20 protein-coding genes and 1 riboswitch are annotated in these 26,054 nt (G+C 60.5%); of the genes, 8 read left to right on the top strand and 12 right to left on the bottom strand.

All coding sequences use genetic code 11. The annotated features are described in order from the left end of the window. Positions 1-5 precede the first annotated feature (5 nt). The 5 genes from GGD50_RS11715 to GGD50_RS11695 all read right to left on the bottom strand — a co-directional run bounded on the left by GGD50_RS11715 (position 6) and on the right by GGD50_RS11695 (position 7,871). A complete protein-coding gene (locus tag GGD50_RS11715) occupies positions 6-3,188 on the bottom strand; it encodes an efflux RND transporter permease subunit (RefSeq protein ID WP_107109806.1) in 3,183 nt (1,060 codons plus the stop codon). Then, the gene (locus GGD50_RS11710; RefSeq protein ID WP_107109807.1) at positions 3,185-4,369 is read right to left on the bottom strand and encodes an efflux RND transporter periplasmic adaptor subunit; all 1,185 of its coding nucleotides are present in this window, start codon (positions 4,367-4,369) and stop codon (positions 3,185-3,187) included. Before GGD50_RS11710 ends, GGD50_RS11715 begins: the two co-directional genes overlap by 4 nt. A 416-nt stretch (positions 4,370-4,785) precedes the next feature. Continuing rightward, positions 4,786-6,615: an ABC-F family ATP-binding cassette domain-containing protein gene (locus GGD50_RS11705; protein ID WP_107109808.1), complete on the bottom strand. Its 1,830-nt coding sequence runs from the start codon at positions 6,613-6,615 to the stop codon at positions 4,786-4,788. A 2-nt stretch (positions 6,616-6,617) separates the two neighbouring features. Continuing rightward, a complete protein-coding gene (locus GGD50_RS11700) occupies positions 6,618-7,271 on the bottom strand; it encodes a thiamine diphosphokinase (RefSeq protein ID WP_107109809.1) in 654 nt (217 codons plus the stop codon). A gap of 72 nt (positions 7,272-7,343) precedes the next feature. Beyond that, complete coding sequence (locus tag GGD50_RS11695) at positions 7,344-7,871, bottom strand: MarR family winged helix-turn-helix transcriptional regulator (RefSeq protein WP_107109951.1); 528 nt, start codon at positions 7,869-7,871, stop codon at positions 7,344-7,346. A 213-nt stretch (positions 7,872-8,084) separates the two neighbouring features. On the opposite strand from GGD50_RS11695, the gene GGD50_RS11690 reads away from it, so the two are divergent. The 5 genes from GGD50_RS11690 to GGD50_RS11670 all read left to right on the top strand — a co-directional run bounded on the left by GGD50_RS11690 (position 8,085) and on the right by GGD50_RS11670 (position 15,072). Further along, the gene (locus tag GGD50_RS11690; protein WP_107109810.1) at positions 8,085-9,620 is read left to right on the top strand and encodes an MDR family MFS transporter; all 1,536 of its coding nucleotides are present in this window, start codon (positions 8,085-8,087) and stop codon (positions 9,618-9,620) included. A gap of 80 nt (positions 9,621-9,700) precedes the next feature. Continuing rightward, positions 9,701-9,817, top strand: a riboswitch (TPP riboswitch). A 49-nt stretch (positions 9,818-9,866) separates the two neighbouring features. Beyond that, positions 9,867-10,895, top strand: coding sequence for a thiamine ABC transporter substrate binding subunit (thiB, locus tag GGD50_RS11685; RefSeq protein WP_107109811.1), 1,029 nt, complete (start codon positions 9,867-9,869; stop codon positions 10,893-10,895). A 7-nt stretch (positions 10,896-10,902) separates the two neighbouring features. Then, complete coding sequence (gene thiP, locus GGD50_RS11680) at positions 10,903-12,549, top strand: thiamine/thiamine pyrophosphate ABC transporter permease ThiP (protein WP_107109812.1); 1,647 nt, start codon at positions 10,903-10,905, stop codon at positions 12,547-12,549. Next, a complete protein-coding gene (locus GGD50_RS11675; protein ID WP_107109813.1) occupies positions 12,539-13,267 on the top strand; it encodes a thiamine ABC transporter ATP-binding protein in 729 nt (242 codons plus the stop codon). The genes thiP and GGD50_RS11675 overlap by 11 nt, the downstream gene beginning before the upstream one ends. Before the next feature lie 344 nt (positions 13,268-13,611). Next, positions 13,612-15,072 carry a M48 family metalloprotease gene (locus GGD50_RS11670; protein WP_107109814.1) on the top strand — a complete coding sequence of 487 codons (1,461 nt, stop codon included), beginning with the start codon at positions 13,612-13,614 and terminating at the stop codon, positions 15,070-15,072. Positions 15,073-15,198: 126 nt separating this feature from the next. Here the strand turns inward: GGD50_RS11670 and GGD50_RS11665 are convergent, their stop codons facing one another. From GGD50_RS11665 to GGD50_RS11645, 5 genes are all read right to left on the bottom strand, one after another. Continuing rightward, positions 15,199-16,062, bottom strand: coding sequence for an RNA polymerase factor sigma-32 (locus GGD50_RS11665; protein ID WP_107109952.1), 864 nt, complete (start codon positions 16,060-16,062; stop codon positions 15,199-15,201). A 406-nt stretch (positions 16,063-16,468) separates the two neighbouring features. Continuing rightward, entirely contained in the window at positions 16,469-17,041 is a 573-nt protein-coding gene (locus GGD50_RS11660; protein ID WP_107109815.1) for a CarD family transcriptional regulator, read from the bottom strand. A 400-nt stretch (positions 17,042-17,441) separates the two neighbouring features. Then, a complete protein-coding gene (fdxA, locus tag GGD50_RS11655) occupies positions 17,442-17,780 on the bottom strand; it encodes a ferredoxin FdxA (protein WP_107109816.1) in 339 nt (112 codons plus the stop codon). Between the two features lie 207 nt (positions 17,781-17,987). Beyond that, positions 17,988-18,392, bottom strand: coding sequence for an RNA-binding S4 domain-containing protein (locus GGD50_RS11650; protein WP_107109817.1), 405 nt, complete (start codon positions 18,390-18,392; stop codon positions 17,988-17,990). 3 nt (positions 18,393-18,395) lie between these two features. Beyond that, entirely contained in the window at positions 18,396-21,563 is a 3,168-nt protein-coding gene (locus tag GGD50_RS11645) for a helicase-related protein (protein WP_107109818.1), read from the bottom strand. A 1,291-nt stretch (positions 21,564-22,854) separates the two neighbouring features. On the opposite strand from GGD50_RS11645, the gene GGD50_RS11640 reads away from it, so the two are divergent. The 3 genes from GGD50_RS11640 to GGD50_RS11630 all read left to right on the top strand — a co-directional run bounded on the left by GGD50_RS11640 (position 22,855) and on the right by GGD50_RS11630 (position 23,654). After that, entirely contained in the window at positions 22,855-23,010 is a 156-nt protein-coding gene (locus GGD50_RS11640; RefSeq protein WP_107109819.1) for a DUF3309 domain-containing protein, read from the top strand. A 45-nt stretch (positions 23,011-23,055) separates the two neighbouring features. Next, on the top strand, positions 23,056-23,310 hold the full coding sequence (locus GGD50_RS11635) for a YMGG-like glycine zipper-containing protein (RefSeq protein ID WP_107109820.1): 255 nt from the start codon (positions 23,056-23,058) through the stop codon (positions 23,308-23,310). Between the two features lie 170 nt (positions 23,311-23,480). Continuing rightward, positions 23,481-23,654, top strand: a complete 174-nt coding sequence (locus tag GGD50_RS11630; RefSeq protein ID WP_181316111.1) for a hypothetical protein — start codon at positions 23,481-23,483, stop codon at positions 23,652-23,654. A 45-nt stretch (positions 23,655-23,699) separates the two neighbouring features. Here the strand turns inward: GGD50_RS11630 and phbB are convergent, their stop codons facing one another. Together phbB and GGD50_RS11620 are read right to left on the bottom strand one after the other, a co-directional pair. Beyond that, positions 23,700-24,425 (bottom strand): beta-ketoacyl-ACP reductase, encoded by a 726-nt coding sequence (gene phbB / locus GGD50_RS11625; protein WP_107109821.1) that lies wholly within the window; start codon positions 24,423-24,425, stop codon positions 23,700-23,702. A 209-nt stretch (positions 24,426-24,634) separates the two neighbouring features. Then, positions 24,635-25,816 (bottom strand): acetyl-CoA C-acetyltransferase, encoded by a 1,182-nt coding sequence (locus GGD50_RS11620; RefSeq protein WP_107109822.1) that lies wholly within the window; start codon positions 25,814-25,816, stop codon positions 24,635-24,637. Positions 25,817-26,054 lie beyond the last annotated feature (238 nt).

Here is a 26,054-nt window from a genome sequence, read left to right as displayed (position 1 = left end):
CGGCATTACTGCGCCGCTGCATCGTGGGCCGAAGACGCTTCCGCCGCAGCCTCCTCCGCCTGCCGGCGACGCCTGCGCAGCACGACGTAGAAGACGGGCGTCAGGAACAGGCCGAACAGCGTCACGCCGAGCATGCCCGAGAAGACCGCAGTCCCCAGCGACTGGCGCATCTCGGCACCGGGGCCGGTTGCGATCATCAGCGGCACGACGCCAAAGATGAAGGCAAAGGCGGTCATCAGGATCGGCCGCAGGCGCAGATGGCTGGCCTCGATTGCTGCTTCAACGGCAGTCTTGCCCTCCAATTGCGCCTGGCGGGCAAATTCCACGATCAGGATCGCGTTCTTCGCCGCAAGGCCGATCAGCACGATGAGGCCGATCTGCGTCAGGATATTGTTGTCCATGCCCCTCAGATGCACGCCGATGAGAGCAGCGAGCACCGCCAGCGGCACGATCAGGATGATGGCAAGCGGCAGGATCCAGCTTTCATACTGCGCCGAAAGCGCCAGGAAGACGAAGATGACCGACAGCGCGAAAATATAAACCGCCGTGTTGCCGGTATTCCTTTCCTGATAGGCGAGCTCCGTCCATTCGAAGGTGGTGCCGGGCGGCAGGAGGTTCTTTGCCAGTCCCTCCATCGTATCGAGCGCGCTGCCGGTCGAAACACCCGGCCCCGGGTTACCCTGCAGGGGAACCGAGACATACATGTTGTACCGCTGAACGAGCGTCGGCCCGGTCGTATCCTGAATGTCGACAAGCGTGCCGAGCGGCACGAGCGCACCGGTTGCCGAACGAACCTTCAGAGCAAGGATATCGTCGCGGTCCATGCGGTATTCCTGATCCGCCTGCGCGCGCACCTGGTAGACGCGACCGAAAGCGTTGAAGTCATTGACATAGGACGTGCCGAGATTGATCGACAAGGTCTCGAAGATATTCGGGATCGGCACGTTCAACGCCCGCGCCTTGTCGCGATCGACCGCCAGGAAATATTGCGGACTGTTGGCGGAGAAGGTGGTGAAGACGCCGCTGACACCCTTGTTCTGCGCGGCCGCACCCATGAGCTGATAGGCAAGCGGGAGAATCCGGCGCATGTCGGCATTTTCCCGGTCCATGATCTGCATCTTGAAGCCGCCGGAATTGCCGACGCCGCGAATCGAAGGCGGCGGAATGGCAATGATGAAGGCCTCCTGGATTCCTTGCAGGCTGCCATAGAGCTGGCCGATGATCTTGCTGGCCGATTCTCCGCTCTTCAACCTTTCCTCGAATGGCTTGAAGGGCGTGAAGATGACGCCGGAATTCGAGGCATTCGTGAAGGTCGCACCGTTGAAGCCGGCGAAAGCAACGGCATTTTCGACGCCCGGTGTCTTCCTGATGATCTCCGTCGCCTTCTGAATGACCGAATTGGTGCGCGCGAGCGACGCGCCGTCCGGAAGCTGCACGACGACGATGGCATAGCCCTGGTCCATGGTCGGCACGAAGCCTTGCGGCACGATCTTGCCCATGTACCACGTCGCACCAAGCAGCCCGGCAAACACGATGAGAGCGCAGGCGAGCGCCACCCAGGTCGTGACGAGATGACTGATGACCCAGGAATAGCCGCTGCTCATCCGGTCGAAACCGCGGTTGAAACCGTTGCCAAGAGCGCGGCCGAAGCGGGAGAAGATGTTCGTCGATTTCTTATGGTCGTGCGGGCGCAGCACGATCGACGCAAGCGCCGGCGACAGCGTCAGCGAATTCAGGCAGGAAATCGCCGTCGCAACGGAAATCGTCACCGCGAACTGCCGGTAGAACTGCCCCGATATGCCGGGAATGAAAGCCGTCGGCAGGAACACGGCGATAAGGACCAGCGAAATCGCCAGCACCGCCGTGCCGACCTCGTTCATGGTGACGTGCGACGCCTCTTTCGGCGTCATCCCGAGCGCGAGATTGCGCTCGACATTTTCGACGACGACGATCGCATCGTCGACGACGATGCCGATGGCAAGCACCAGGCCGAACAGCGTCAGCATGTTCAGCGAGAAGCCGAAGGCAAGCAGAAAGGCAAAGGTGCCGATCAGCGATACCGGGATGGCGACGATCGGAATGATCGCCGTTCGCCAGGATTGCAGAAAGACCAGCACGACGATGGCGACGAGGATCGCCGCCTCGAAGATCGTCTTATAGACCTCGTTGATCGATTCCGAGATGAACTCGGTCGGATTGTAGACGATGCGATATTCGAGGCCCTGCGGGAAATCCTGCGCCAGATCCTTCATCGTCTTCTGAATATCTGCAGCAGCGGCGAGCGCATTGGTGCCCGGCCGGGCAAAAATGCCGAGCGCAACGGCAGGGGCGCCGTTCAAATAGCTGTTGGTAACATAGTCCTGCGCGCCGAGTTCGATACGCGCCACATCCTGCAACTGCACGAGCCGGCCGCTATCCGTCGCCTTGACGATGACATAGCGGAATTGCCGCGGATCGGAAAAACGCCCTTGGGTCGTCACCGTATATTGGAAGGCGTTGGTGCCCGAAATCGGCGGTCCACCGATCGAGCCGCCCGATACCTGCACGTTCTGATCCCTCAATGCCTGGACGATATCGCCGGCGGTCATGCCGTAGGCGGCAAGTTTTTCCGGGTCGAGCCAAATGCGCAGGGAATATTGGCGCTCACCAAAGAGCTGCACGTCGCCGACGCCGTCGAGCCTGACGAGAAGGTCGCGGATGCGTGTGCGAGCATAGTTGGAAATATAGAGCTGATCGTAGCGATTGCTCGGCGAGAGCAGATGCACGACCATCATCAGATCGGGCGAGCTTTTGACCGTTGTGATGCCGATGCGGCGGACTTCATCCGGCAAGCGCGGTTCGGCGATAGAGACGCGATTCTGGACCAGAACCTGCGCCTTATCGAGATCGGTGCCGAGCTTGAAGGTGATGGTCAGCGACATCGAACCATCGGCGCTGGAATAGGAGGACATGTAGAGCATGTCCTCGACGCCGTTGACCTCCTGCTCGATCGGCGTCGCCACCGTATCGGCGATGGTCTGCGAGTCAGCGCCCGGATAGGAAGTGCGCACCACGATCGTCGGTGGCGCGACCTCCGGATATTGCGCGACCGGAAGCTGGAAATAGGCGATGCCGCCGACGATTAGCAGCACGATGGAAAGGACCGACGCGAAAATCGGCCGGTCGACGAAGAAATGGGAGAATCTCATTGGTCCGACCCCTGGACCGATGCCTGAGCCGGCGCCTCTTCGTTCGCTGCTTCCTGCGGAAGCTGGATCAATTGCGGCGCAACCTTGACGCCGGGCCGGATACGCATCAGCCCGTTGACGACGATGGTTTCGTCACCGGTCATGCCGCTGCGGATGACGCGGTAGCCGTAAAGCTTCGGCCCAAGCCGCACGGATTTCGGGGTAACGCTGCCATCGGCGCCGACGACATAGACGACGCGCTGATCTTGATCGGCGCCGATGGCCTCATCAGGAACAAGGACCGCCTTGTAGCTGTTGGAACCCGCGACCTGAATGCGGCCGAACAGGCCGGGCTGCAAGATGAGATCCGGATTGGGGAAGCGGGCGCGCACGCGGATCGTACCGGTTTGGTTGTCGACGCGGTTTTCCGCGAAATCGAGCTTGCCCTTGAACGGCTTCTGGCGCGAATCGGCGATCATCACGGTGACATCGAGGCCGCCGCCGCCCTGCTGCAGGGCACTGCCGTTCTTGCGCGCTTCATCGGCATAGGAAAGCAGCCGGCGCTCGTCGACGTCGAAATAGAAATCGATCGGATCGAGCGAAACAATGGTGGTCAAAACGGTCTGGTCGGCCTGAACGAGGTTGCCGACCGAAATCAGACGCCGGTCGATGCGGCCGCTGAGCGGTGCGGTAATCCTGGTATATTCCATGTCGAGCGAGGCGCGATCGACCGCCGCCTGCGCGCCGCGGACATTTGCCTGCGCCGAGATCAGATCGCGACGGCGATCGTCAAGATTGGATGCGGACAAACTGCCGGTGCCCGCCAGTGCCTGCGTGCGCGCAAATTGCGCATCGGCATTCGTCAGCGTCGATTTCGCGACCTCCAGGGAAGCCGTGGCTTCATTCAGCGCGTTGACATAAGGCCGCTGGTCGATGACGAAGAGCAGGTCGCCTTGCTTGACGATAGTGCCGTCCTGAAAATGGACTTCCTGCAGATAGCCGCCGATGCGCGAGCGCACGGAGACTTCGTCCACCGCCTGGAAGCGCCCGATGAATTCATCACTGTCGATGACATCGCGGACGACGGGCTTGGCGACCGTCACGGGTGCCGCGGGCGGCGCGCTCTGCGCCAGCACCTGAGATCCCGGGAAAACAGCAATTGCACAGCTCAATAAAGCGACACGCGCCAGCGTCATCGGCATGAAGGACCCCCTGGACAATAGATCACCTACGGCAAAACTGCCGGGTCAAGCGTTCGTGATGTCTGCCTGCAGCCTTCCGCGAAGGACCCGTCACCGCCAGCGGCGGAATTTCGTCAGGTCTCTTCGGACTTCCCAATGCGTCGCGGATGACTGACGATCCGCGGCGTCCTCCAGCTCTGGAACGCCGTGCGTTGGTTTAAACGCAGAAGGGGCGCTCTGGACGTTTGAACCTGGAGCATCTGTTCGCTTGGAGGGGATGTTTACCTGAAAGCAGGATGCTCTGGTCTGGTACTTTCAACACAATGTATAAACAGTTTATCGAATTCGACAACAGGGAATAGCATCGGCTGCAACCATCTGTTTTCTTTAATATACCGATGGCTATGAAAGGTTGATGACACGGTTTGAGCCGCGTCTCAGCCCTCCAGCTCCTCCCGCAGCATCTCCAGCTCCAGCCATTCCTCTTCCATTTTCGTCAGGCTGTCGCGCAGCTTTTCCATCTCGGCCGCAAGACGGTTGAAGCTTGCCGGGTCCTTGGCGAAGAGGTTGGGATCGGCCATTTTCTGTTCGCGGGCGGCGATATCAGCTTCGGCCTTCGCCATCTCCTTCGGGAGGTTTTCTAGGGCGAATTTCTGCTTGTAGGAGAGCTTGCCCTTACCCTTCGAAGCCTCGGCGGTGGCTGCTGACGTCTCCGCTGCCTTCGGCTTCTCGGCTGCCTTTTCGGCCCGCTTGCGCTCGTCGATCGCGCCCTTGCGCTGGGCGAGCATGTCGGAATAGCCGCCGGCATATTCGATCCAGCGGCCGTCCGGCTCTTCGGGATTGGCCGGCGCGATGGTCGAAGTCACGGTACGATCGAGGAAATCACGGTCGTGGCTGACGAGGATAACGGTGCCGTTGAAGCCGGCGACGATCTCCTGCAGCAGGTCCAGCGTCTCGATGTCGAGATCGTTGGTCGGTTCGTCGAGGATCAGGAGATTGGTCGGCCGCGACAGGATGCGCGCCAGGATCAGCCGGGCGCGCTCGCCACCGGAAAGATTTTTGATCGGCGTGCGCGCCTGTTCCGGCTGGAAGAGAAATTCCTTCATATAGCCGGTGACATGCCGCTGCTCGCCATTGACCAGCAGGTTTTCGCCGCGGCCATCCGTCAGATAGTTGGCGAGCGTGTCCTCCGGATTGAGGTCCTCGCGCTTCTGATCGAGGGTAGCGATCTCCAGATTGGTGCCGAGTTTGACCGTGCCGCTATCCGCTGCCAATTGCCCGGTCAGCATCTTCAGCAGTGTCGTCTTGCCAGCGCCGTTCGGGCCGACGAGACCGATGCAATCGCCGCGATGCACGCGGATCGAAAACGGCGCGACGATGACGCGTTCGTCATAGACCTTTGTGATCTTGTCCGCCTCGATCACCAGCTTGCCGCTCTCCTGCGCATCGGAGGCTGCCGCCTGTACGGTGCCTAGAGCGCCCTTGTGGCCGCGATGACGCGCGCGCATGTCCTGCAATTCACCGAGGCGGCGCATGTTGCGCTTGCGCCGCGCGGTCACGCCATACCGCAGCCAATGTTCCTCGCGCTCGATCGCCTTGCCGAGCTTGTGCTGTTCCAGCTCCTCGGCTTCCAGCACCTGGTCGCGCCAGGCTTCGAAGAAGGCGAAGCCACGATCGAGCCGCCGCGACGTGCCGCGGTCGAGCCAGACGGTCGCGGTCGATACTTTTTCCAGGAAGCGCCGGTCGTGCGAGATCAGCACCAGTGCGCTGCGGCTCTTCTGCAGCTCGCCTTCCAGCCATTCGATGGTCGGCAGGTCGAGATGGTTGGTCGGTTCGTCGAGCAGCAGGATATCCGGTTCCGGCGCGAGAACGCGGGCGAGAGCCGCGCGGCGCGCCTCGCCGCCTGAAAGAGTCCTCGGGTCCTCCTCGCCGGTCAGGCCGAGATGGGAGAGCAGATAGATGACGCGATAGGGATCGTCGCCCGGGCCAAGCCCGGCTTCGGCATAGGCTGCCACCGTCTTGTAATCGGCGAAATCCGGCGCCTGCTCGAGATAGCGCACCGTTGACGACGGATGGCGGAACACGTCGCCGGACTGGGCCTCGACGAGGCCGGCAGCGATCTTGAGAAGGGTCGACTTGCCAGAACCGTTGCGGCCGACAAGGCAGATCTTATCGCCCGGCTCCACCTGCAGCCCGGCGCCGGCCAAGAGCGGCGCGCCGCCGAAGCTCAGGAAGATATCATCGAGTTTCAGGATAGGAGGGGCCAAGATCAGACTCCGCTGAGATCATAAGGGCGGGCAAGCACGATCGCCCTGCCGCTGCCGAGCGAAAGGCGCACAGGGCCTTCCGCCACATTGGAAATAGTACGCGATGCGCCGAAAGGCAGATGGAAATCGCGCAGGGGATAGCGAGCGTTGTGAATGAAGAGACCCGTCAGATCGCTGAAGCCAAGGACGGAAAACAGCGAGCCGGCCGGCAGCGCCAGTTCCAGTTCACCCGGCAGCAGCGGCAGGGCCTCTTCGTCGCCTGAGGTCAGCAGCACGTCGAAACCTTTTTCGGCAAGCTGAACGCCATAGAGCATATGCTGGATCGCATGGTCCGAACGTTCCCCGCCCATCGCGCCAGCAAGGATCAGCCGCGTCGCTCCACGGTCGATCGCTTCCGATATAGCGATCTCGCCGTCGGTCGCCGCCTTTGCCGCCGGATAGGGCTGCTTGGGCACATTTGGGAACGCGCCCCGCAGGTCCGCCGGCGTCGAGTCAAAATCGCCGACCCAGAGCTCGGGCGTCGCATTGAGCGCCACGGCATGGCGCATGCCGCCATCCGCCGCGATGAACCGGCTACCGGCGACCGCGGCGCGCAGCCGGTCCGTCAGACGAAGCTCGCCGCCGAGAAGGATGGTGAAGGTGGTGGATTGGCTCATGTGCCAAGCCCATAGCGCAAAGACGCGTCACTAGGGAAGAGCGCTGTTGGCAAGAACGGCAGCGTCGGCCGCTCAGCCGTCCGTTTCCTTGATGCGCGCCTGGAAAACCCGCTCATAACCGCCGACGAACCGATCGAACAGCAGCGAGAAAGCCTCGACATCCTCCGTCGACCAGTCGGCGATAATGCTCTCGATGACCGAAAACTTCTGCGCCTGGATCTCGGCAAGCAACCTTTGCCCAAGCGCGGTCAGTACGACGACAATGCGCCGCGCATCGGCCTGCGAGGCCTTGCGGCGCAGCACCCCGCGGGTGACCATCTCGGCGACGATGCGGCTTGCCCGCGATGGATCGATGCGCAGGATGTCGGCGATCGTTCCGACCGTGACTTCGCCGGCCTCTTCCGCGCGCCTCACGGCATCGATGACGTCGAGATGCGAAAGCTCCAGACCCGGCGCGACGTTCTGGATGGCAAGCCGGCCGATCATGCGGCGGCCGGTCATCAGGCGCATGCGCGTCATTACCTGCCCGATGCGCAGCAGGTTTTCGTCTTCGGGCAGCGGCGAGGCTTCAACTTCTCGTGTGTTCGTTGCTGTTGTCATCATTCCAACATATCAGAGACGGACAGGAATTAAAATATGCAGACAGCATTCACTTGCCATTGACAATTATATGCTGATAGCACATATGTTGCTCCGGAACGTCCGCTTTCGAAGACCTGCCCGAAAACGCCACGTTCCGCATTCAGGAACCGGGGCGTTCCCATGCGTTCGATCGAATGCATAGCGTTTCGGCAAGCTCGGATTTCTCGTCCCATGGATATGCAAGTCACGCACGCGCCACTCGTGGCGGATCATCGCCGCCGGCTGATTCTCTTCCTTTTCCTGATGACCGCCATGTTCATGGCAACCCTCGACAACCAGATCGTCTCGACGGCGCTGCCGACCATTGTCGGCGAATTCGGGCATTTGGAACGCTTCGGCTGGATCGGCTCGGCCTATCTGCTCGCCCTTTCCGCCTCGATGCCCGTCTACGGCAAGCTCGGCGACCTCTTCGGCCGCAAATATGTGATGATGACCGCAATCGCGATCTTCACCGTCGGCTCGGCCGTTTGCGGCCTTGCGGTATCGATGAACACGCTGATCGCCGCCCGCGTGCTGCAGGGCCTTGGCGGCGGCGGCATTCTGGTGTCGATCTTCGCCGTCAACGCCGATCTCTTCGAGCCGCGCGAACGCGCCCGTTATCAAAGCTATTCCAGCCTGGTGCTGATGGCCTCCGGCGCCATCGGCCCGGTTCTCGGCGGCACGATGAGCGACCTCTTCGGCTGGCGCTCGATCTTCCTCGTCAACGTGCCGATCGGCTTTATCGTTCTGACCGGCCTCGCCCTCATGCTGCCGTATCGCAAACCGGCCCGCAAACCGAAGATTGATTACGCCGGCGCACTCCTCCTTGCGCTAACCACCACCAGCATCGTGCTTGCCGCCGACGGCACCGAGCTTTTCGGATCGCTGCTTTCGCCGCAATGCCTTGGGATCATCGCCTTCGGCGCGTTTTGCGCATTGGCCTGGGTCTTCGTCGAACGCCGCGCGCCGGAGCCGATCGTACCCATGACGCTGTTCCGCAACCCGACCTTCGGCCTGCTGCTGATCATCTCGGTCACCAGCGGTGCAGTCGCGATCGGCATGGTCAACTACTTCGCGCTCTTCCTGCAGACGACAACCGGCTTGTCACCCTCCATGGCCGGTCTTCTGTTCATCCTGTTGACCGGAGGCATCGTATGCGGTTCGCTTTCGGCCGGCCGGCTGATCTCGGCCAGGGGCCGCTACAAGCCCTTCGCCATCGCCAGCGCCGCCTGCAGCACCATCGCCTTCGCCACGCTGGCGCAGGTCCATGCCGGCACGCCGATCGTCTTCATCGGCGCCCTGATGCTGCTGCACGGCATCGGCATCGGCCTGGCACAGCAGGTCCCGGTCATCGGCGTGCAGAATGCCGCCGCAAGGGGTGACGTCGGTGCCGCCACCGGCGCCGTGACGCTCTCGCGCATGGGTGGCGCCTCGATCGCCATTTCCATCTACGGCGCCATCATCGCCGCCAAGCTCAGCAATATCGGCCTCTCCATTCCGGGCGTCGCCAACATCGAGGAACTGACGCCGAAGATGATGGCGGCCCTGCCGGAGGCCACGCGCGAAAGCGTTGCCAATGCCTATGCAAGCGCCTTCAGTCCGCTGTTCATGACGGCCGCCGCCATATGCTTCCTCGGCCTGCTGACGGCGATCATATTGAAGAACGTGCAATTGCCCAGTGCCGCCAAGAAGCTCGACAGCCAGGCAGCCGCCCACGCTGCCGAGTAAAAACGCGGTCCTGCAATCGACAAGGGAATCATCCTCTTTTTATCCCCTTGTCATCCCTTCGTCACAGGACTAAACCTGCCAACGCTCTAACGGGGTGCCTTATGTCTTCGAAGACATCTGGCTGAGAGGCTTTCACCGGCCAACCCGCGGAACCTGATCCGGCTAACACCGGCGGAGGGATTAGACGCGTGACAAAATCATAGCGCCCTTTTCCCGTTCAAGACAAACCAACGAGGAGGCGCTGTCATGCCCAACCGATCGCTGCTATCACTGTTTACCGGCTTGGCTCTCGCCGCCGGCGCAACGCTTTTTGCCGCCCAAGGCGCCGAAGCCGCAGACAAGACGCTCACCATCTACACCTATGAAAGCTTCACCGCCGACTGGGGTCCGGGCGCCAAGGTCAAGGCCGCCTTCGAGAAGACCTGCGGTTGCACAGTCAATTACGTCAGCGTCACCGACGGCGTGGCACTGCTTTCCCGGCTGAAGCTGGAAGGCACCGGCACCAAAGCCGACGTCGTTCTCGGCCTCGACACCAACCTCGTCGACGAAGCCAAGGACACCGGCCTGTTCGATGCCAGCGGCATAGACACATCGGGCCTCAAGGTTCCCGGCGATTTCAAGGACGACGTCTTCGTGCCCTATGATTACGGCCATTTCGCCGTCGTCTACGATACGCAGGCGATCAAGAACCCGCCGAAGAGCCTGAAGGATCTGGTCGAAGGCGATCCGTCGCAGAAGATCGTCATCGAAGATCCCCGCACCTCGACGCCGGGCCTCGGCCTGTTACTCTGGGTGAAGTCGGTCTATGGCGACAAGGCAGCCGATGCCTGGACGAAGCTCAAGGGCCGCATCCTGACCGTGACGCCCGGCTGGTCGGAAGCCTACGACCTGTTCACCAAGGGCGAAGCGCCGATGGTGCTCTCCTATACGACATCGCCGGCCTATCACATGATCACGGACAAGACCGACCGCTATCAGGCGGCCGCCTTCTCCGAGGGTCATTACATCCAGATCGAAGTCGCCGGCCTAATCAAGTCGTCGCCGAACAAGGAGCTTGCCCGCGACTTCCTGAAGTTCATGATCTCGCCTGGCTTCCAGGACACCATTCCGACCAATAACTGGATGATGCCGGCCGCGGCCACATCCGAGCCGCTGCCGGATGCATTCAGCAAGCTGGTCGTCCCATCGAAGACCTTCCTGATGAGCCCTGACGTGGTCGAGAAGAACCGCAAGGCCTGGGTCGACGAATGGCTGGCCGCCACCAGCACCAATTAACGGTGAGATGTTGCTGACGGCACCCGAGAAAAGACATGCCATTGCCGGCGGGGCGTTCAGTCTTGCCGGCATCGTGTTTTTCATCAGCCTTGCCATCGCCACCCTGCTTACCGCCGGCATCGAAACCGCCGGCGGCGGCAATCCGCTCGCCGATCCCTACCTTCTGCGCGTGCTGCGCTTCACCCTGCTGCAGGCGACGCTATCCACCCTTCTTTCCGTTGTTCTCGCAATTCCCGTGGCTCGCGCGTTGGCGCGGCAACCGCGTTTTCTCGGCCGACTCTGGCTGATCCGCCTGATGGCTGTCCCCATGGGCCTACCGGTGCTGATCGGTGCGCTCGGGCTGCTCGGCATATGGGGCCGCCAGGGCCTTCTAAACCAGGCGCTGACGGGGCTCGGCCTGGCGCAGCCGGTGAGCATCTACGGGCTGATGGGCATCCTGCTCGCGCACGTCTTCTTTAATCTGCCGCTGGCCGCCCGCCTGATGCTTGCCGGGCTGGAGCGCGTGCCGGCGGAATATTGGCTGATGGCCGGCGGGCTCGGCATGCGTCCGGCCTCCGTCTTTCGTTTCATCGAATGGCCAATACTGCGCGGCCTCATTCCCGGTATCGCCGGTCTGATCTTCATGCTCTGTGCCACCAGTTTCACGCTGGTGCTGATCCTTGGTGGCGGCCCAGCCGCGACCACGCTCGAAGTGGCGATCTATCAGGCGCTTCGCTTCGATTTCGACCCCGGTCGCGCCGTAGCTCTGTCCCTGCTGCAGATCGTGGTGACCGCCGCCATTCTCGGCGCAATGGCCCTGCTTCCGGCACCCGACGATCACGGGCTGACGTCCGGCCGCGCCGTACGGCGCATCGACGGAACATTGCCCATCGCCAAACTGGTCGATAGCCTGCTGCTCCTGCTCACCACCCTGTTCATCGGCCTGCCGCTCGGTTCAGTAGTCGTCACCGGCCTGAAGGCAGATCTTCTCAGGCTTGTCGGCCAGACGATCTTCCTGCAGGCGACCTTGACCAGCCTCGCAATCGCTTTTGCTGCCGGCATTCTGGCGGTCCTCGCCTCCTTCACCATTATCCGCGCCCGCGCAGCCATATCGGCCGAACGCCGGAAAGCGCCGAGCCTGCGCGGCTTGGCCGTTGCCTTGAGCGGCACATCCTCCCTCGTCTTGCTGGTGCCGCCGATCGTCCTGGCGACCGGATGGTTCCTGGCGCTCAGGCTGGTTGACGATCCCGCCCGCTTCGCGGCGCTGCTGATCGTCGTCATCAACGCCCTTATGGCGCTTCCCTTTGTCATCCGCGTCATCGAACCGGCCCATGCCGTCCATCGCCGCCGCACCGAACGGCTCGCCGCAAGCCTCGGCCTTCATGGCCTCGCGCGGTTACGGCTGGTCGACTGGCCGGGCCTGCGCAAACCGCTTTTCACGGCGCTCTCCTTCGCCATGGCACTGTCGCTCGGCGATCTCGGCGCCATCGCTCTTTTCGGCTCCGATAGCCTGATGACCCTGCCCTGGCTGGTCTACAGCAAGCTCGGCAGCTATCGCACCAACGATGCAGACGGACTTGCTTTCATTCTGGGGCTGATATGTCTTCTCCTGACCATCGCCGGCACGGCCGGTCAAGGCAAGCATGAGGACGAAGGCAGGCGGAATGACCGATAATCAAGGCATGGCGGCACGAGGCCTCGCGATGACCGGCGTCGAATTGCGGCTCGGCACGCATGATTTCCGCTTTGATTGCGAACTGCCACAGGCGCGGATTATCGCCATCACCGGCCCGTCCGGATCGGGCAAATCCACCTTCCTCAATCTGCTCGCCGGCTTCGAGACGCCGGACCGTGGCCGCATCATGCTTGCCGGACAGGAGGTGACCAAGCTGCATCCTTCAGCACGGCCGGTCTCCCTGGTTTTCCAGGATAACAACCTCTTTGCCCATCTCGATCTCTTCACCAATGTCGGGCTTGGCATCAGCCCATCGCTAAGACTCTCGGCAGACGATCGGCAAAGGATTTCTGAGGCCCTGGCCCGCGTCGGGCTTGCCGGCTTTGACAGACGCATGCCCGGCACCCTCTCCGGCGGCGAGCGCCAACGCGCCGCCTTCGCCCGGGCGCTGGTGCGGGATAGGCCGATCCTGCTGCTCGATGAACCCTTCGCCGCGCTCGATCCGGGCCTGCGCTCCGGCATGGCCGAGCTTTTGTCCACGCTTCACCGCGAGACCGGCAATACGGTGCTGATCGTCTCGCACGACCCAGCCGAAGTTCGCCGTCTCGCCGACCATGCCGTCTTCATCGATGGCGGAACCATTCGGCTTTCAGCTCCCATCGAACGTTTCCTGACACAGGAAGGCATTCCGGCACTGACCACATTTTTGCAGCATTGAATGCGATGCAGCAATTTTGCTGCCGGTTTTGCCTTAATTTCGTCGTGGCGAGCGGCTGAAAGCGTGGCATATGCTTGCCAAAATACAACGCTGCCACATTTTAAACGGAGTCTCGCTATGCAACTGCTGCCGAAATCGGCTACAGCAAAGGGCAGAGACCATCCGGATGAACTCAGGTTTGATCGGGATGGATGCAACCTTTGACGAAACCCGGCGATGATCGGCCTAGCCATGATCAACCGAGTTCGGTGTTCGGCCGGCATGGCAGCGAGATGAGTGGGATACAGGCACTGAAGCAGAGCGAGTACGCAGGACGAAGGATCAGCGTGACAGTTGCGGCCCTTATGCGCCGCTTCGCCCCCGTCCTCATTGCCGCAACGGTGCTCAACGGCTGTCAGTCGGTGCTGGATCAATCCTACCAGCCGAATGTTTCCCCCTCGTCCAGTCCGCAGATCGTTTCCGAAGTGCAGAAGAACGATCCGCGCGCGCAGATGGGCGCCCGCGAGCATCCGCGCATCCTGGCTAGCTATGGCGGCGAGTACAAGGATGCCAGGACCGAGCGCCTGGTCGCCCGCATTGCCGGCGCACTGACCAGCGTGTCGGAAAATCCGCAGCAATCCTATCGCATCACCATTTTGAATTCGCCGTCGATCAATGCCTTCGCGCTGCCCGGCGGCTACCTCTACGTCACGCGCGGTCTGCTGGCCCTTGCCAACGATGCCTCGGAAGTTGCTGCCGTGCTGTCGCATGAGATGGCGCACGTCACCGCCAATCACGGCATCGAGCGCCAGAAGCGTGAAGAGGCCGAAGTCATCGCTAGCCGCGTCGTCTCGGAAGTTCTGTCGAGCGATCTTGCCGGTAAGCAGGCGCTCGCGCGCGGCAAGCTGCGCCTTGCCGCCTTCTCCCGCCAGCAGGAGCTGCAAGCGGACGAGATCGGCATCCGCACGCTTGGCCAGGCCGGCTACGACCCCTACGCGGCGGCCCGCTTCCTCAATGCGATGGAAGACTACAGCCATTTCATGACGGCCAATTCCGACGCGGACCAGAGCCTCGACTTCCTATCGAGCCATCCGAGCACGCCGCAGCGCATCGATCTTGCCAAGACGCATGCCCGCGAATTCGGCGAGGAGGGCAAGGTCGGCGATACCGGCCGCGACTATTACCTCAATGGCATCGACGGCCTGCTTTATGGCGACAGCCCCGAAGAAGGCTATGTGCGCGGCCAGACCTTCCTGCACGGCGGTCTCGGCATTCGCTTCGAAGTGCCGCCCGATTTCCACATCGATAACAAGGTCGAGGCGGTCATGGCGACTGGCCCCGGCGACATCGCCGTCCGCTTCGATGGCGTGGCGGACAGCCAGAATCAGAACCTGACGAATTATATTTCGAGCGGCTGGGTCACCGGTCTCGATCCCTCGACCATCCGGCCCATCACGGTCAACGGCATGGAGGCGGCCACCGCGCGCGCCTCGGCCGATCGCTGGGATTTCGACGTCACCGTCATCCGCGACCGCTCGCAGATCTTCCGCTTCCTGACGGCCGTGCCGAAAGGCAACACTGCCGCTCTGCAGCAAACGGCCGATGTGCTTCGCTCCAGCTTCCGGCACATGACGCCGGAGGAAGCCTCGTCGCTGAAGCCGCTGCGCGTGCGCGTCGTCACCGTCAAGGCGGGCGATAACATCACCACCCTCGCCGCCCGCATGATGGGCACCGACCGCAAGCTCGATCTCTTCAAGCTGATCAACGCCTTGCCATCAGGCGCAAACGTCGCGCCCGGCGACAGGGTCAAGATCATTTCCGAATAATTGAATCGCGTACCTTCGCCCCAACGCGAAAAAGCCGCGCACAAAGCGGCTTGAAGGGCGTTATCGGGAAAGCTGCTTTTTTGGCTGGCGCCTCGACCCTTCTCCCCATGGGGAGAAGGGTTTTCATCAGGCATAACTCGCCATGCGCGGATCGGCGTCGACCAGGGCGCTGCGGAGTTTCTCCATGGCGCGGCTTTCGATCTGGCGCACGCGTTCCTTGGAAATGCCGAGATCGGCACCCAGCTCCTCCAGCGTCGCACCATCCTCCACCAGGCGGCGTGCGCGGATGATCTTCATTTCACGCTCGTTGAGGTGCTTCAACGCGGAAGCCAGCCAGATGCGGCGGCGTTCGCCGTCGATCATATTGGAGACCTGTTCGTCCGGCAGAGGCTCGTCGCTGATCAGGAAATCCATGCGCTCGGCGCTTTCGGCGTCGCCGGAAATAGACGGCGCCTGCAAGGATGCATCGTTGCTGGAAAGGCGCGCATCCATGGTCTGCACATCGGCAAGGCTGACGCCGAGGGCGATGGCGATTTCCTCGTGGATGGACTGCACGGTGACGCCGGTATTGCCTCTGGCGAGCTTGGCGCGCAGGCGGCGGAGATTGAAAAACAATGCCTTCTGCGCCGAACTCGTGCCTCCGCGCACGATCGACCAGTTGCGCAGGATATAATCCTGGATCGAAGCGCGGATCCACCAGCTAGCATAGGTCGAGAATCGTACTTCCCGTTCCGGTTCGAACCTTGCCGCCGCTTCCAGGAGACCTACATAGCCTTCCTGTACCAGATCGCTCATCGGCAAGCCGAAATTGCGGAATTTGCCCGCCATCGAAATAACGAGGCGCATGTGGGCTGTGGCGATCTTGTTGCGAGCGCCGCGGTCGTCGTGATCCTTCCAGCGGATGGCGAGATCGTGCTCTTCGTCACGGCCGAGATAGGGAGCGGCCATCGCGATCTTAATCATACGCCGATCTGCAGACATATTCTTCATATGCATATCCCCTAATCCTGCCCCAAAATCGTCTCTGTGCCACGGTCAACGGAAAAGGCAGCAAACATCGTTTCCGGACATTGCTGCGCGGGTGAAAATCTATGAATGGAATTCAATTGGAGGCCGATCTCCGGATATCCGACGATCGGTTACGGGTCTAATTCGGCTTCACCAAAATGACCTAGCGAACGAAATGACTTCCGATCGCCGGGAAATTTCCAATCAAAACACATGGGGTCCGGTCCTCGTGAATGTTAAGGGAAACGGCTGCCCGAGAAACTCACATCATGAGAAAGCGCGCAGCAGTCGCGAATACGAGGCATAAACGCATCAGACCAAAAAAGGTTCCAAAGAAAAAACCCGGCGCGAGGGCCGGGTTTTTTGACGTGGTATGTGACCTCTGGCCTTATGCGGCTTCGTCCTGGGAATCGTCTTCTTCGACGACCTTGCCGCGCTTCGGGCCCTTGTTCAGGTTGACTTCGACGAGGCGAACGGCCTCGGTCTCGGACATCTTGTTGACGGCGGCGATTTCGCGCGCCATGCGATCGAGTGCAGCTTCATAGAGCTGACGTTCGGAATAAGACTGCTCAGGCTGGTTCTCAGCGCGATAGAGATCGCGAACAACTTCGGCAATCGAGATAAGATCGCCCGAATTGATCTTGGCATCATATTCCTGGGCCCGGCGCGACCACATGGTGCGCTTGACGCGGGCCTTGCCCTGAACAACCTTAAGCGCCCGATCGACAAAATCCGTCTCGGAAAGCTTACGCATTCCAATGCTCATGGCCTTTGCCACAGGCACCTTCAGACGCATCTTGTCTTTTTCGAAGTCGATTACAAAAAGCTCAAGCTTCATGCCTGCGACTTCCTGCTCTTCAATCGCGGTGATCGTACCAACGCCGTGGGCGGGGTATACGATCGCTTCACCGGTCTTGAAGCCATGGCGTGCTGCTGAAGGTTTTTTCTGCTGGATCGTCATTCTTTTCAAAAACTCCCTGTTACGCACCCAGCGTGAGCCGGGGCCGGGTCAGTCAGGCCCGGTTGAGACGGAAGCACCGTCGGGGTGACTTCATCCTGGTCCAGCCAGACGCGTGCAAAAAGAAATCCGTTCATCGCGATCCCAGACCCCGACACCTCAAAACGTTGATATGTCAAGGAAACCGCGTACGGATTTGTTAGTTGCTTTCGTGATGGTTTGGGGCACGCGAAATGCCGCAGTGGATCAGTATGAGGAAGCTATCACAAAAATCTGACTAAATCAATAATTTGCTTTACGCACACCAAAGCGGCCACGTCGACCGCTCCAGCGGCCAACGGCAATGATTCGTCTTTATGCGCTATCGACTACACCTTTATCGGCGGCCTGTCACGACCTTCAATCAGTCACCTGAACCGGGGTTGGCCGAGAAGTATTTCTCAAACTTGCCCTGTTCGCCATCCATTTCCTTGGCTTCCGGAAGGGGATCGCGCTTGACTGTGATGTTCGGCCAGATCGATGCGTAATCCGCATTGATTTTCAGCCACTTGTCGAGACCCGGCTCGGTATCGGGCTTGATAGCCTCGGCGGGACATTCCGGCTCGCAAACGCCACAATCGATGCATTCATCCGGATGGATGACGAGAAAATTCTCACCCTCGTAGAAGCAGTCCACGGGGCAGACTTCCACGCAATCGGTGTATTTGCAGCGAACGCAATTGTCGGTCACGACATATGTCATGAAGCACTCCAGGAATGTCTCTCGTTTCCGCGGATGCGCAACCTGGAACGTCGCGCTTTTCCCTCGGAAGCCGGCGGGCAAGCGGACGCGCTAGGCGCAGGCATGCCGACCGGCTGGTTACCAGCGGGTTGACCGTGAGGTATCGACTTTGCCAACCAATTTCAAGGGATAAACAATCCCAAAATCATAGAGGCCGGGCAGAGTTTTCTAATCATCGTCGGAGGTCAGGCGGTCGATAGCGCGTCGGTCGCGCTTCGTCGGCCGTCCGCTACCGGGCGCGCGGAGCGCCTGTTCGAAGGGAGTGAGACGTTTTGTCTCATCTGGCGGCGGCGTCAGGTCCTCGTAAAGCAGCTTCGCTTCTTCGAAAGGCCCCCTCCGCTCGCCCGTCTGACGCACGATCAGGACGACGTCGCGCCGCTCCAACGACAGCTCGATCCGGTCGCCGGCCTTGACGCCATAGCTCGGCTGCGCGACCCGCTCGCCGTTCACCCGCACGCTGCCGTTCTGGACATAGACCTGCGCCAGCGAGCGGGATTTTACCATGCGGGCAAAGAACAGCCACTTGTCGATGCGCTGACGCGAACCGGAAGATGGCTGTTTTTCGTCCGTCATGGCCTATTTCTTCATCTGCTCCTTGAGGGCTGCGAGCTTGGCGAAAGGAGAATCCGGATCGATCGGCTTTTCCTTGCGCGGCGGCTTGGCCTCGAAGCGCAACGGCTGCGATGCACCGCGATTGTTGCGGTCGTTCCGGTCATTGCGATCGTTACGCTCTTTCCGGTCGCCACGATCCTGGCGGTCGTTGCGGTCGGAACGATTGCCCTGGTGCTGCGGACGGCCGCCGTCGCGATTGCCGCGCGGTCCCTTGTTGTCACCACGGGCTTCACGCCCTTCGCGATTGCCTTCACCGCTCGCTTGCTGCTCACCACCGCCATTGCGGCGATTGCCCTGCTGACCGCGTCCCTCGCCCTGATGGCCGCGACGATCGCCATGGCCGCGTCCGCCCTGACGCTGCTGGTTGTCGCTGCGTCCGCCAAGACGCCAAAGCAGAACCGGCTTCGGCTCTACCGGCTCGGCGGTGACGATATCGGCACCCGCCAGCTCGGTTGCGGCCTCGGCAGCTTCCGTCGACTCTGCAGCGGCAGCAGCCGGCTCAGCAGGGGCTTGCTCTACGGCAGCGGCGTCCTGCGCGGCAGCTTCACCTTCCGTAGCCGGCTCATCGCTGTGGCTGTCGGCATCATCATGATCGGCTTTGTCGGCGACAGCTTCGGCAGCCTGCGCCGCCGCAGGCGCCGAGGAGGCATCCTGCTGCGAAAGGAAGGCTGTCGCGTCTTCGGCCTTCACAGCGTCAGCGCGGTAGCCGAGACCCTTCAGGATCTCTTCCATATCTTCCAGCGTCGCGCCGAGAATGGAAAGCATTGCCGTCGTCGTCGTGAAGCGACGACCATCATAGGCGCCTTCCGGACGCGACGCCTGGCCGGGCTTCCACTGCAACAGCGGACGGATGATATCCGCCAGCCGCTCGAGAATATCGATACGCACCGCGCGCTTGCCGAGGAAACGGAAGCCGGCGAGCTTGTAGAACATACGTTCGAAAGTCGGATCGGTAACCACGGACGTGCGGCCCGCCGCCAAAACCGGGATCAGGTCGCCATAACCCGGCTTGTCGAGGCCGTCGTTCTTCAGCGCCCAAAGCAGGGTGATGAGTTCGGCCGGAGCCGGCTTCAGCAGGGCGGGGACGAAAATGTGGTAGGCGCCGAAGCGGACGCCATAGCGGCGCATCGAGGCGCGCGCATCCTGGTCCAGCGACTTCACCTCTTCCGTGACGTCGCGGCGGAAGAGCACGCCAAGATTTTCGACGAGCTGGAAGGCCAGCCCCTTGGCAAGACCCTGCAAATCCTCGGCGCGCGACAGATCGTCGAGCGGCTTCAGCACCGTGCTGATATGATGGTTCACGAAGCGCTCAATACGCGCAGCGACATGATCGCGCGCATTGCCCGTCAATTGCTCGTCGGCGAGCAGGATGACGCGCGGACGCATGACGTGATCGCTGCCCGACAGCCGCGCCACAGGATCGCCAAGCCAACGGACGAGACCGTCCGCACTGATCGCCAGATCGCTGTTGCCGGCCGCATGGATACGGGCGGCCCGCGCCTCGAACTCCAGCGCCAGCGCCTTTTGCGAGGCGGTCTGGACGGCCTTCGCGTCCGGCCCCTCGGTTCCCGCGATTGGCGTGAACCGGAATCCGGTCAACTGTCCCACATGATGCCCCTCAACGAAGACATCCCCATTCACACTGATTTCAGCTTCCAGCATCGCATTCTCTCTCAGGCGCTTCATGAGCACAGATGTCCTGCGATCAACAAAGCGTTTCGTCAACCTTTCATGTAACGCATCGGACAATCGATCTTCGATTTCCCGCGTCTTTTCTTGCCAGTGTGTCGGATCGGCAAGCCAACCGGGCCGGTTCGACACATAGGTCCAAGTCCTTATCTGCGCGATTCGCGCCGAAAGCGTGTCGATCTCACCATCTGTCCGATCGGCGCGGTGCACCTGCTCGGCCAGGAAGTCCTCTTTTACCGTGCCATAGCGTACAAGGTCGGAAAAGAGGGTGGCGATAAGATCGGCATGCTGGGCGGGCGTAATCCGCCGATAGTCCGGAAGCGCACAGGCTTCCCATAATTTTTCCACTCGCGCCGGATTATTGGCAAGATCGGAAATTTCCAGATCGCGCGACAAATATTCCAGCGCCTGCTGATCGACCGATGGCAGCGCGCGTGTCAAGCCCTGCACACGCGGCGCGCTCTCAAGACTCGCCCGCAGCGATGCGATCGAGGAGAAATCGAATTCCTTGGTGCGCCACTGTAGCACTTTAACCGTATCGAACTCGTGACCTTCGATGCGCCGAACCAATTCATCGTCGAAGGGATCGACCTGGCCCGTGACACCAAAAGTGCCGTCCTTCAGATGGCGCCCGGCGCGGCCGGCGATCTGGCCGAGTTCGGCCGGATTGAGATTGCGGAACTGATAGCCGTCGAACTTGCGATCCTGGGCAAAGGCGACGTGGTCGACATCGAGATTGAGGCCCATGCCGATCGCGTCGGTCGCCACCAGATATTCGACATCGCCGTCCTGATAGAGCGCCACTTGCGCATTGCGCGTCCGCGGGCTGAGCGCGCCGAGAACGACAGCCGCTCCGCCGCGCTGGCGACGAATGAGTTCGGCGATGGCATAGACTTCATCGGCGGAGAAGGCGACGATCGCCGTGCGCTGCGGCAGGCGGGTGATCTTCTTCTGCCCGGCATAAAAGAGATGCGACAGCCGCGGCCGCTCGACGACGGTGATCCCCGGCAAAAGCTGCTCAAGGATCGGCCGCATCGTGCCGGCGCCGAGCAGCAGCGTCTCCTCGCGCCCCCGCAAATGCAGGATGCGGTCGGTAAAGATATGGCCGCGCTCCAGATCACCAGCGAGCTGCACTTCATCGATGGCGACGAAAGAGGCCCGCGTCTCGCGCGGCATGGCTTCGACGGTGCAGACGGAATAACGCGCATTCGGCGGCGAAATCTTCTCTTCGCCGGTGACCAGCGCGACATACTGCGCCCCAACCTTCTCGACGACACGCGTATAGACCTCGCGCGCCAGCAGCCGCAGCGGCAGGCCGATCACGCCGTTGCCGTGCGCCACCATGCGCTCGATGGCATAATGGGTTTTGCCGGTGTTGGTGGGTCCGAGCACCGCGGTCACGCCGCGTCCGCTCAGGATCATTGGCTGCGAAGTCTGAGTCATAGGTCCATGCATGGGCGAGAAACCACTGTCTTCCGATCAGCAAGGTCCCCAAGGAAGAAAAGAAGAGATGACGACCATATGTGACAAAGGCAAGACCTGATTCAAAAAACAACGGCCGCAATATGCGATTTTATCTTCGGCAGGTTCAACCAAGAGCTACATTCTCCCTACATCCCACACGAGTCCTGTCGAGTGGGGAACAGCTTGAGAACGAATCGGCGACGAATCGCTGACTCCGTTTAGTTCCGCTTCTGTTCACTACTATATATGGATTTTGATTCGCAAATGCCCACCAGATCGTGAATCGCCATTTGGACCGCTTTTTCACATGAATCATGAGTCAAGCGACGAGTCCGGCGGAACGATGCCCTCACACAAGAACATGGTTAACCGTTTGTAAATTTGGCGAATTTCTCAGAACAAGACCCGAATGATTTCGGCATTAAGATTCGGGCCAAAGCCGGAACGAATCGGCGACGAATCGCTGACTCCCATCAGTTCCGCATCCGTTCTCCACAATATCTAGTGTCTTAGCCAACGAAATACACAGGACTCTGCAGGGTTGAAGCGCCGAATCACGTCGAATCGTGGATTGCAATTAACCTTTGAGCGAAACGTAATATAAAAAGCTCACAATTTCGCGTGGTGATTGAATCCGTTAACTTATCGATCAAAGCCGGAACGAATCGGCGACGAATCGCAGATCAACTCATGTACTGTATTTGTTCACGGCTAGATATAGCGTTCGGATGAGGAAGCTCATCCAAATGGGGAATGACGCAACAAAGGAGGTAGAAAAAAAATTGCGCGGTATTAACCATTTCGACCGGGATAGTACCACTTTTGGGCGATGAGGCCTAAATTCCCTCTCCTAAAGAGGTAGGTCCTTCCGGGACGCAATCCCTGCCGCCGTTAACCAAAGCCCAAATGCAGAACGAATCGCTGACGAAACACGGACACGTCCGCTTTCTCGTTTCGTTCACCGCAACATATTGTATTTAAAGCAATTTTTAACCATATGCGGAACTCGTTGTTATGTATTCTCCGCATGACGCCGATGCCTACGTTAACATTTTGACTCGACATGCCGGCTCATCTTCATGTCTTGTTATTTCTGAGCCGGAACAATTTCTCGTGAAATAAGTTTCTATCGACAGCGGCATTGGTGCGCTCCTATTCGCCAGGAACGGTAGATAAGGACGCACCGGCACTTGTAATCTAGCGCATCTATCCGCCTGCGTGCGGTCGCTCTGGCGGGATGCTCTAGGCGCTGGACGCGGAGGAATACGCCATGCTTGGTACAGTACTGCTCGTGATTTTGATTCTATTGTTGATCGGAGCGCTCCCGAACTGGGGTTACAGCCGAGGTTGGGGTTACGGTCCATCGGGTGGTCTCGGACTGGTTTTTGTTATCATTCTCATTCTGCTATTGATGGGCCGGATCTAATCCGGCCGATATTGTTGAAGACCTCACACACTAGGGAGCAATGCTATGAAGAAAATTATCGTCGCGATCGCCCTTGTCGGAGCACTTGCTTCGTGCACGGCAACGGAAAAGGGGACAGCCATCGGCGCCGGAACCGGCGCGATCATAGGCGGCGTCGCCAGCAATAGCTGGGGCGGCGCCGCAATCGGCGCCGTCGCCGGTGGTGCCGTCGGCTACCTGATCGGCCGGTCCCAGGAGCGCCCAGGCTATTGCATCTATCGCGACCGCAACGGCCACCGCTATGAGGCTCGTTGCCGCTAAGCGCTTACACGCAAGGATCGATTTCCTTCAGCCCGATCATCAACGCTTCGTTGACGATCGGGCATGAACTTTATCTTTCGAAAATTTCGGGCCGATTTTCTTAAGACGAACACTCACATCCACGCCGGTTTCGGGGGATCGCGTCAACGTTTTTTGAAAGGAACGGCACCATGGCCGAATTCATCGCGAGCGCCGCGGCGCTCACACTTCTCGGCACCACATTTTATGTACTGGGTCATGCCGTACGAATGCGGGAGAAGGAAATGCGCCGCGTGGCCCTCGAGGCCGTCGTTTTGGAATTCAAACCCCGGCCGCAGCAGCCCAGGAATTCAAGCCGGCAATGACTGCCGGGCATTCCCGGCAATCATCCGCCACGTCATTCCATCAGCTCAAACGAAGAACTGCCCGCCATTGGCGCTGATGGTCGATCCCGTAATGAAGCCGGCGTCGTCGCTGGCAAGGAAGACCGCGATGCGGGCGATTTCCTGGGGCTCGCCGAGACGACCAACCGGGATCTGCGGGATAATGCGCTCGTTCAGCACCTTTTCCGGCACCGCAAGCACCATCTCCGTGCCGATATAGCCGGGGCAAATGGCGTTGACCGTAATGTTCTTGGCAGCACCTTCCTGTGCAAGCGCCTTGGTAAAGCCGAGATCGCCAGCCTTGGCGGCGGAATAATTCGCCTGACCCATCTGGCCTTTCTGACCGTTGATCGAGGAGATGTTGATCACACGGCCGAAGCTGCGATCGCGCATGCCCTGCCAAACATGATGGGTCATGTTGAACAGGCCGGTGAGGTTCGTATTGATGACATCATGCCACTGCTGCGGCGTCATCTTGTGGAACATGGCGTCGCGGGTGATCCCGGCATTGTTGACGAGGATGTCGATCGGACCAAGCTCGTCCTGGACCTTGGCGATGCCCGCACCGCAGGCTTCGTAGTCAGACACATCCCACTTGTGAACGGAAATGCCGGTCTCGTCCCGGAAAGCCTGCGCCTTCTCGTCATTGCCGGCATAGGTTGCCGCAACCCGGTAGCCCGCATTGCGCAACGCAATCGAAATGGCCGCTCCAATACCGCGCGTACCGCCTGTCACCAACGCTACTCTGCTCATAGTCCACTCCCCTCTGTTGTCGCCAAAACGGGATGAGCAATCTCGAATCGTTCATCCGTCGCTTGCCATTTATTTTAGAATGATCTTATTCACAACCCTCGCGCGTTTGATATTCGAGCGAAGCGACCAGAGCGCTATGCCGCTCCGGTCTTTTGAATCAAGAGCATCCCTATCCGTTTGCAGGAAATTCCACCTGACAGCGGATGCTCTTAGAGCGCCTCGAAACACATGGCGACGCCCATGCCGCCGCCGATGCAGAGCGTTGCGAGGCCCTTCTTGGCGCCGCGACGCTTCATTTCGAACAGCAGCGTGTTGAGGATGCGGGCGCCGGAGGCACCGATCGGATGGCCGATGGCGATGGCGCCGCCATTGACGTTGACAATCGACGTATCCCAGCCGAGATCCTTGTTGACGGCGCAGGCCTGCGCGGCAAATGCCTCATTGGCCTCGACGAGATCAAGATCGCCGACGGACCAGCCCGCCTTTTCCAAGGCCTTGCGCGAGGCCGGGATCGGGCCGCTGCCCATGATCTGCGGGTCGACGCCGGCGGTTGCCCAGGAGACGATGCGGGCCAGCGGCTGGATGCCGCGGCGCGAGGCTTCCGCCTCGGTCATGAGCACGGTAGCGGCCGCGCCGTCGTTGAGGCCCGACGCATTGCCGGCCGTCACCGTGCCTTCCTTGTCGAAGGCCGGGCGCAGCTTGGTCATGCCGTCCAGCGTCGCGCCGAGACGGATATACTCGTCGGCGTCGACGCTGACGTCGCCCTTGCGGCCCTTCACGATGAAAGGCACGATCTCATCCTTGAAGCGGCCGGCAAGCTGGGCAGCCTCGGCCTTGTTCTGCGAGGAAACGGCGAACTGATCCTGGTCGTCGCGCGAAAGTTGCCACTGGCGGGCGATGTTTTCCGCCGTGATGCCCATGTGATAGCCGTAGAAGGCGTCCGTCAGACCATCCTTGATCATCGTGTCGATCATCTTCATGTCGCCCATCTTGGTGCCACCGCGAAGATGCGCGGCATGGGGAGCCATCGACATGGATTCCTGGCCGCCGGCGACGATGATCTTGGCATCGCCGGAAGCGATTTGCTGCATGCCGAGCGCAACGGCGCGCAAACCCGAACCGCAGAGCTGGTTGACGCTCCAGGCGGTCGCTTCCTGCGGGATGCCGGCTTTCATCGCAGCCTGGCGGGCCGGATTCTGCCCTTCGCCAGCCTGCAGCACCTGGCCGAGGATCACCTCGTCGACTTCCCTGCCCTCGACACCAGCGCGCTCCAATGCGCCCTTGATCGCAGCTGCGCCGAGCTCATGAGCCGGAATGGTCGCAAAGGCGCCGTTGAAGGAACCGACAGCAGTGCGAGCTGCACTGGCGACGACGATAGATGGATTGCTCATGGAAGCCTCCTCACAGGTTGAACATATATAAGTCGAAACTGTCAAAGCTTTGCGCCCGAGTCAAACGCCAAGAATTTCGATCTTGCAGATTTCATGAAGCCGTCATTGCCGGCAAAAAATCCAATTAATGGAAAGGGCTTGCCGCATTGCACAAAGCGATTGTCACCAAGCTTCTTTTGCGTCTACACTTAGCGGTGGAGGAGTTTCCATACAATCAGACGGGTCCAGGAGACTGATA

Source organism: Martinezella paranaensis, from assembly GCF_014200235.1.
In the GTDB taxonomy this organism is placed as follows: domain Bacteria; phylum Pseudomonadota; class Alphaproteobacteria; order Rhizobiales; family Rhizobiaceae; genus Rhizobium; species Rhizobium paranaense.
This window is presented reverse-complemented; position numbering and strand designations above follow the sequence as displayed.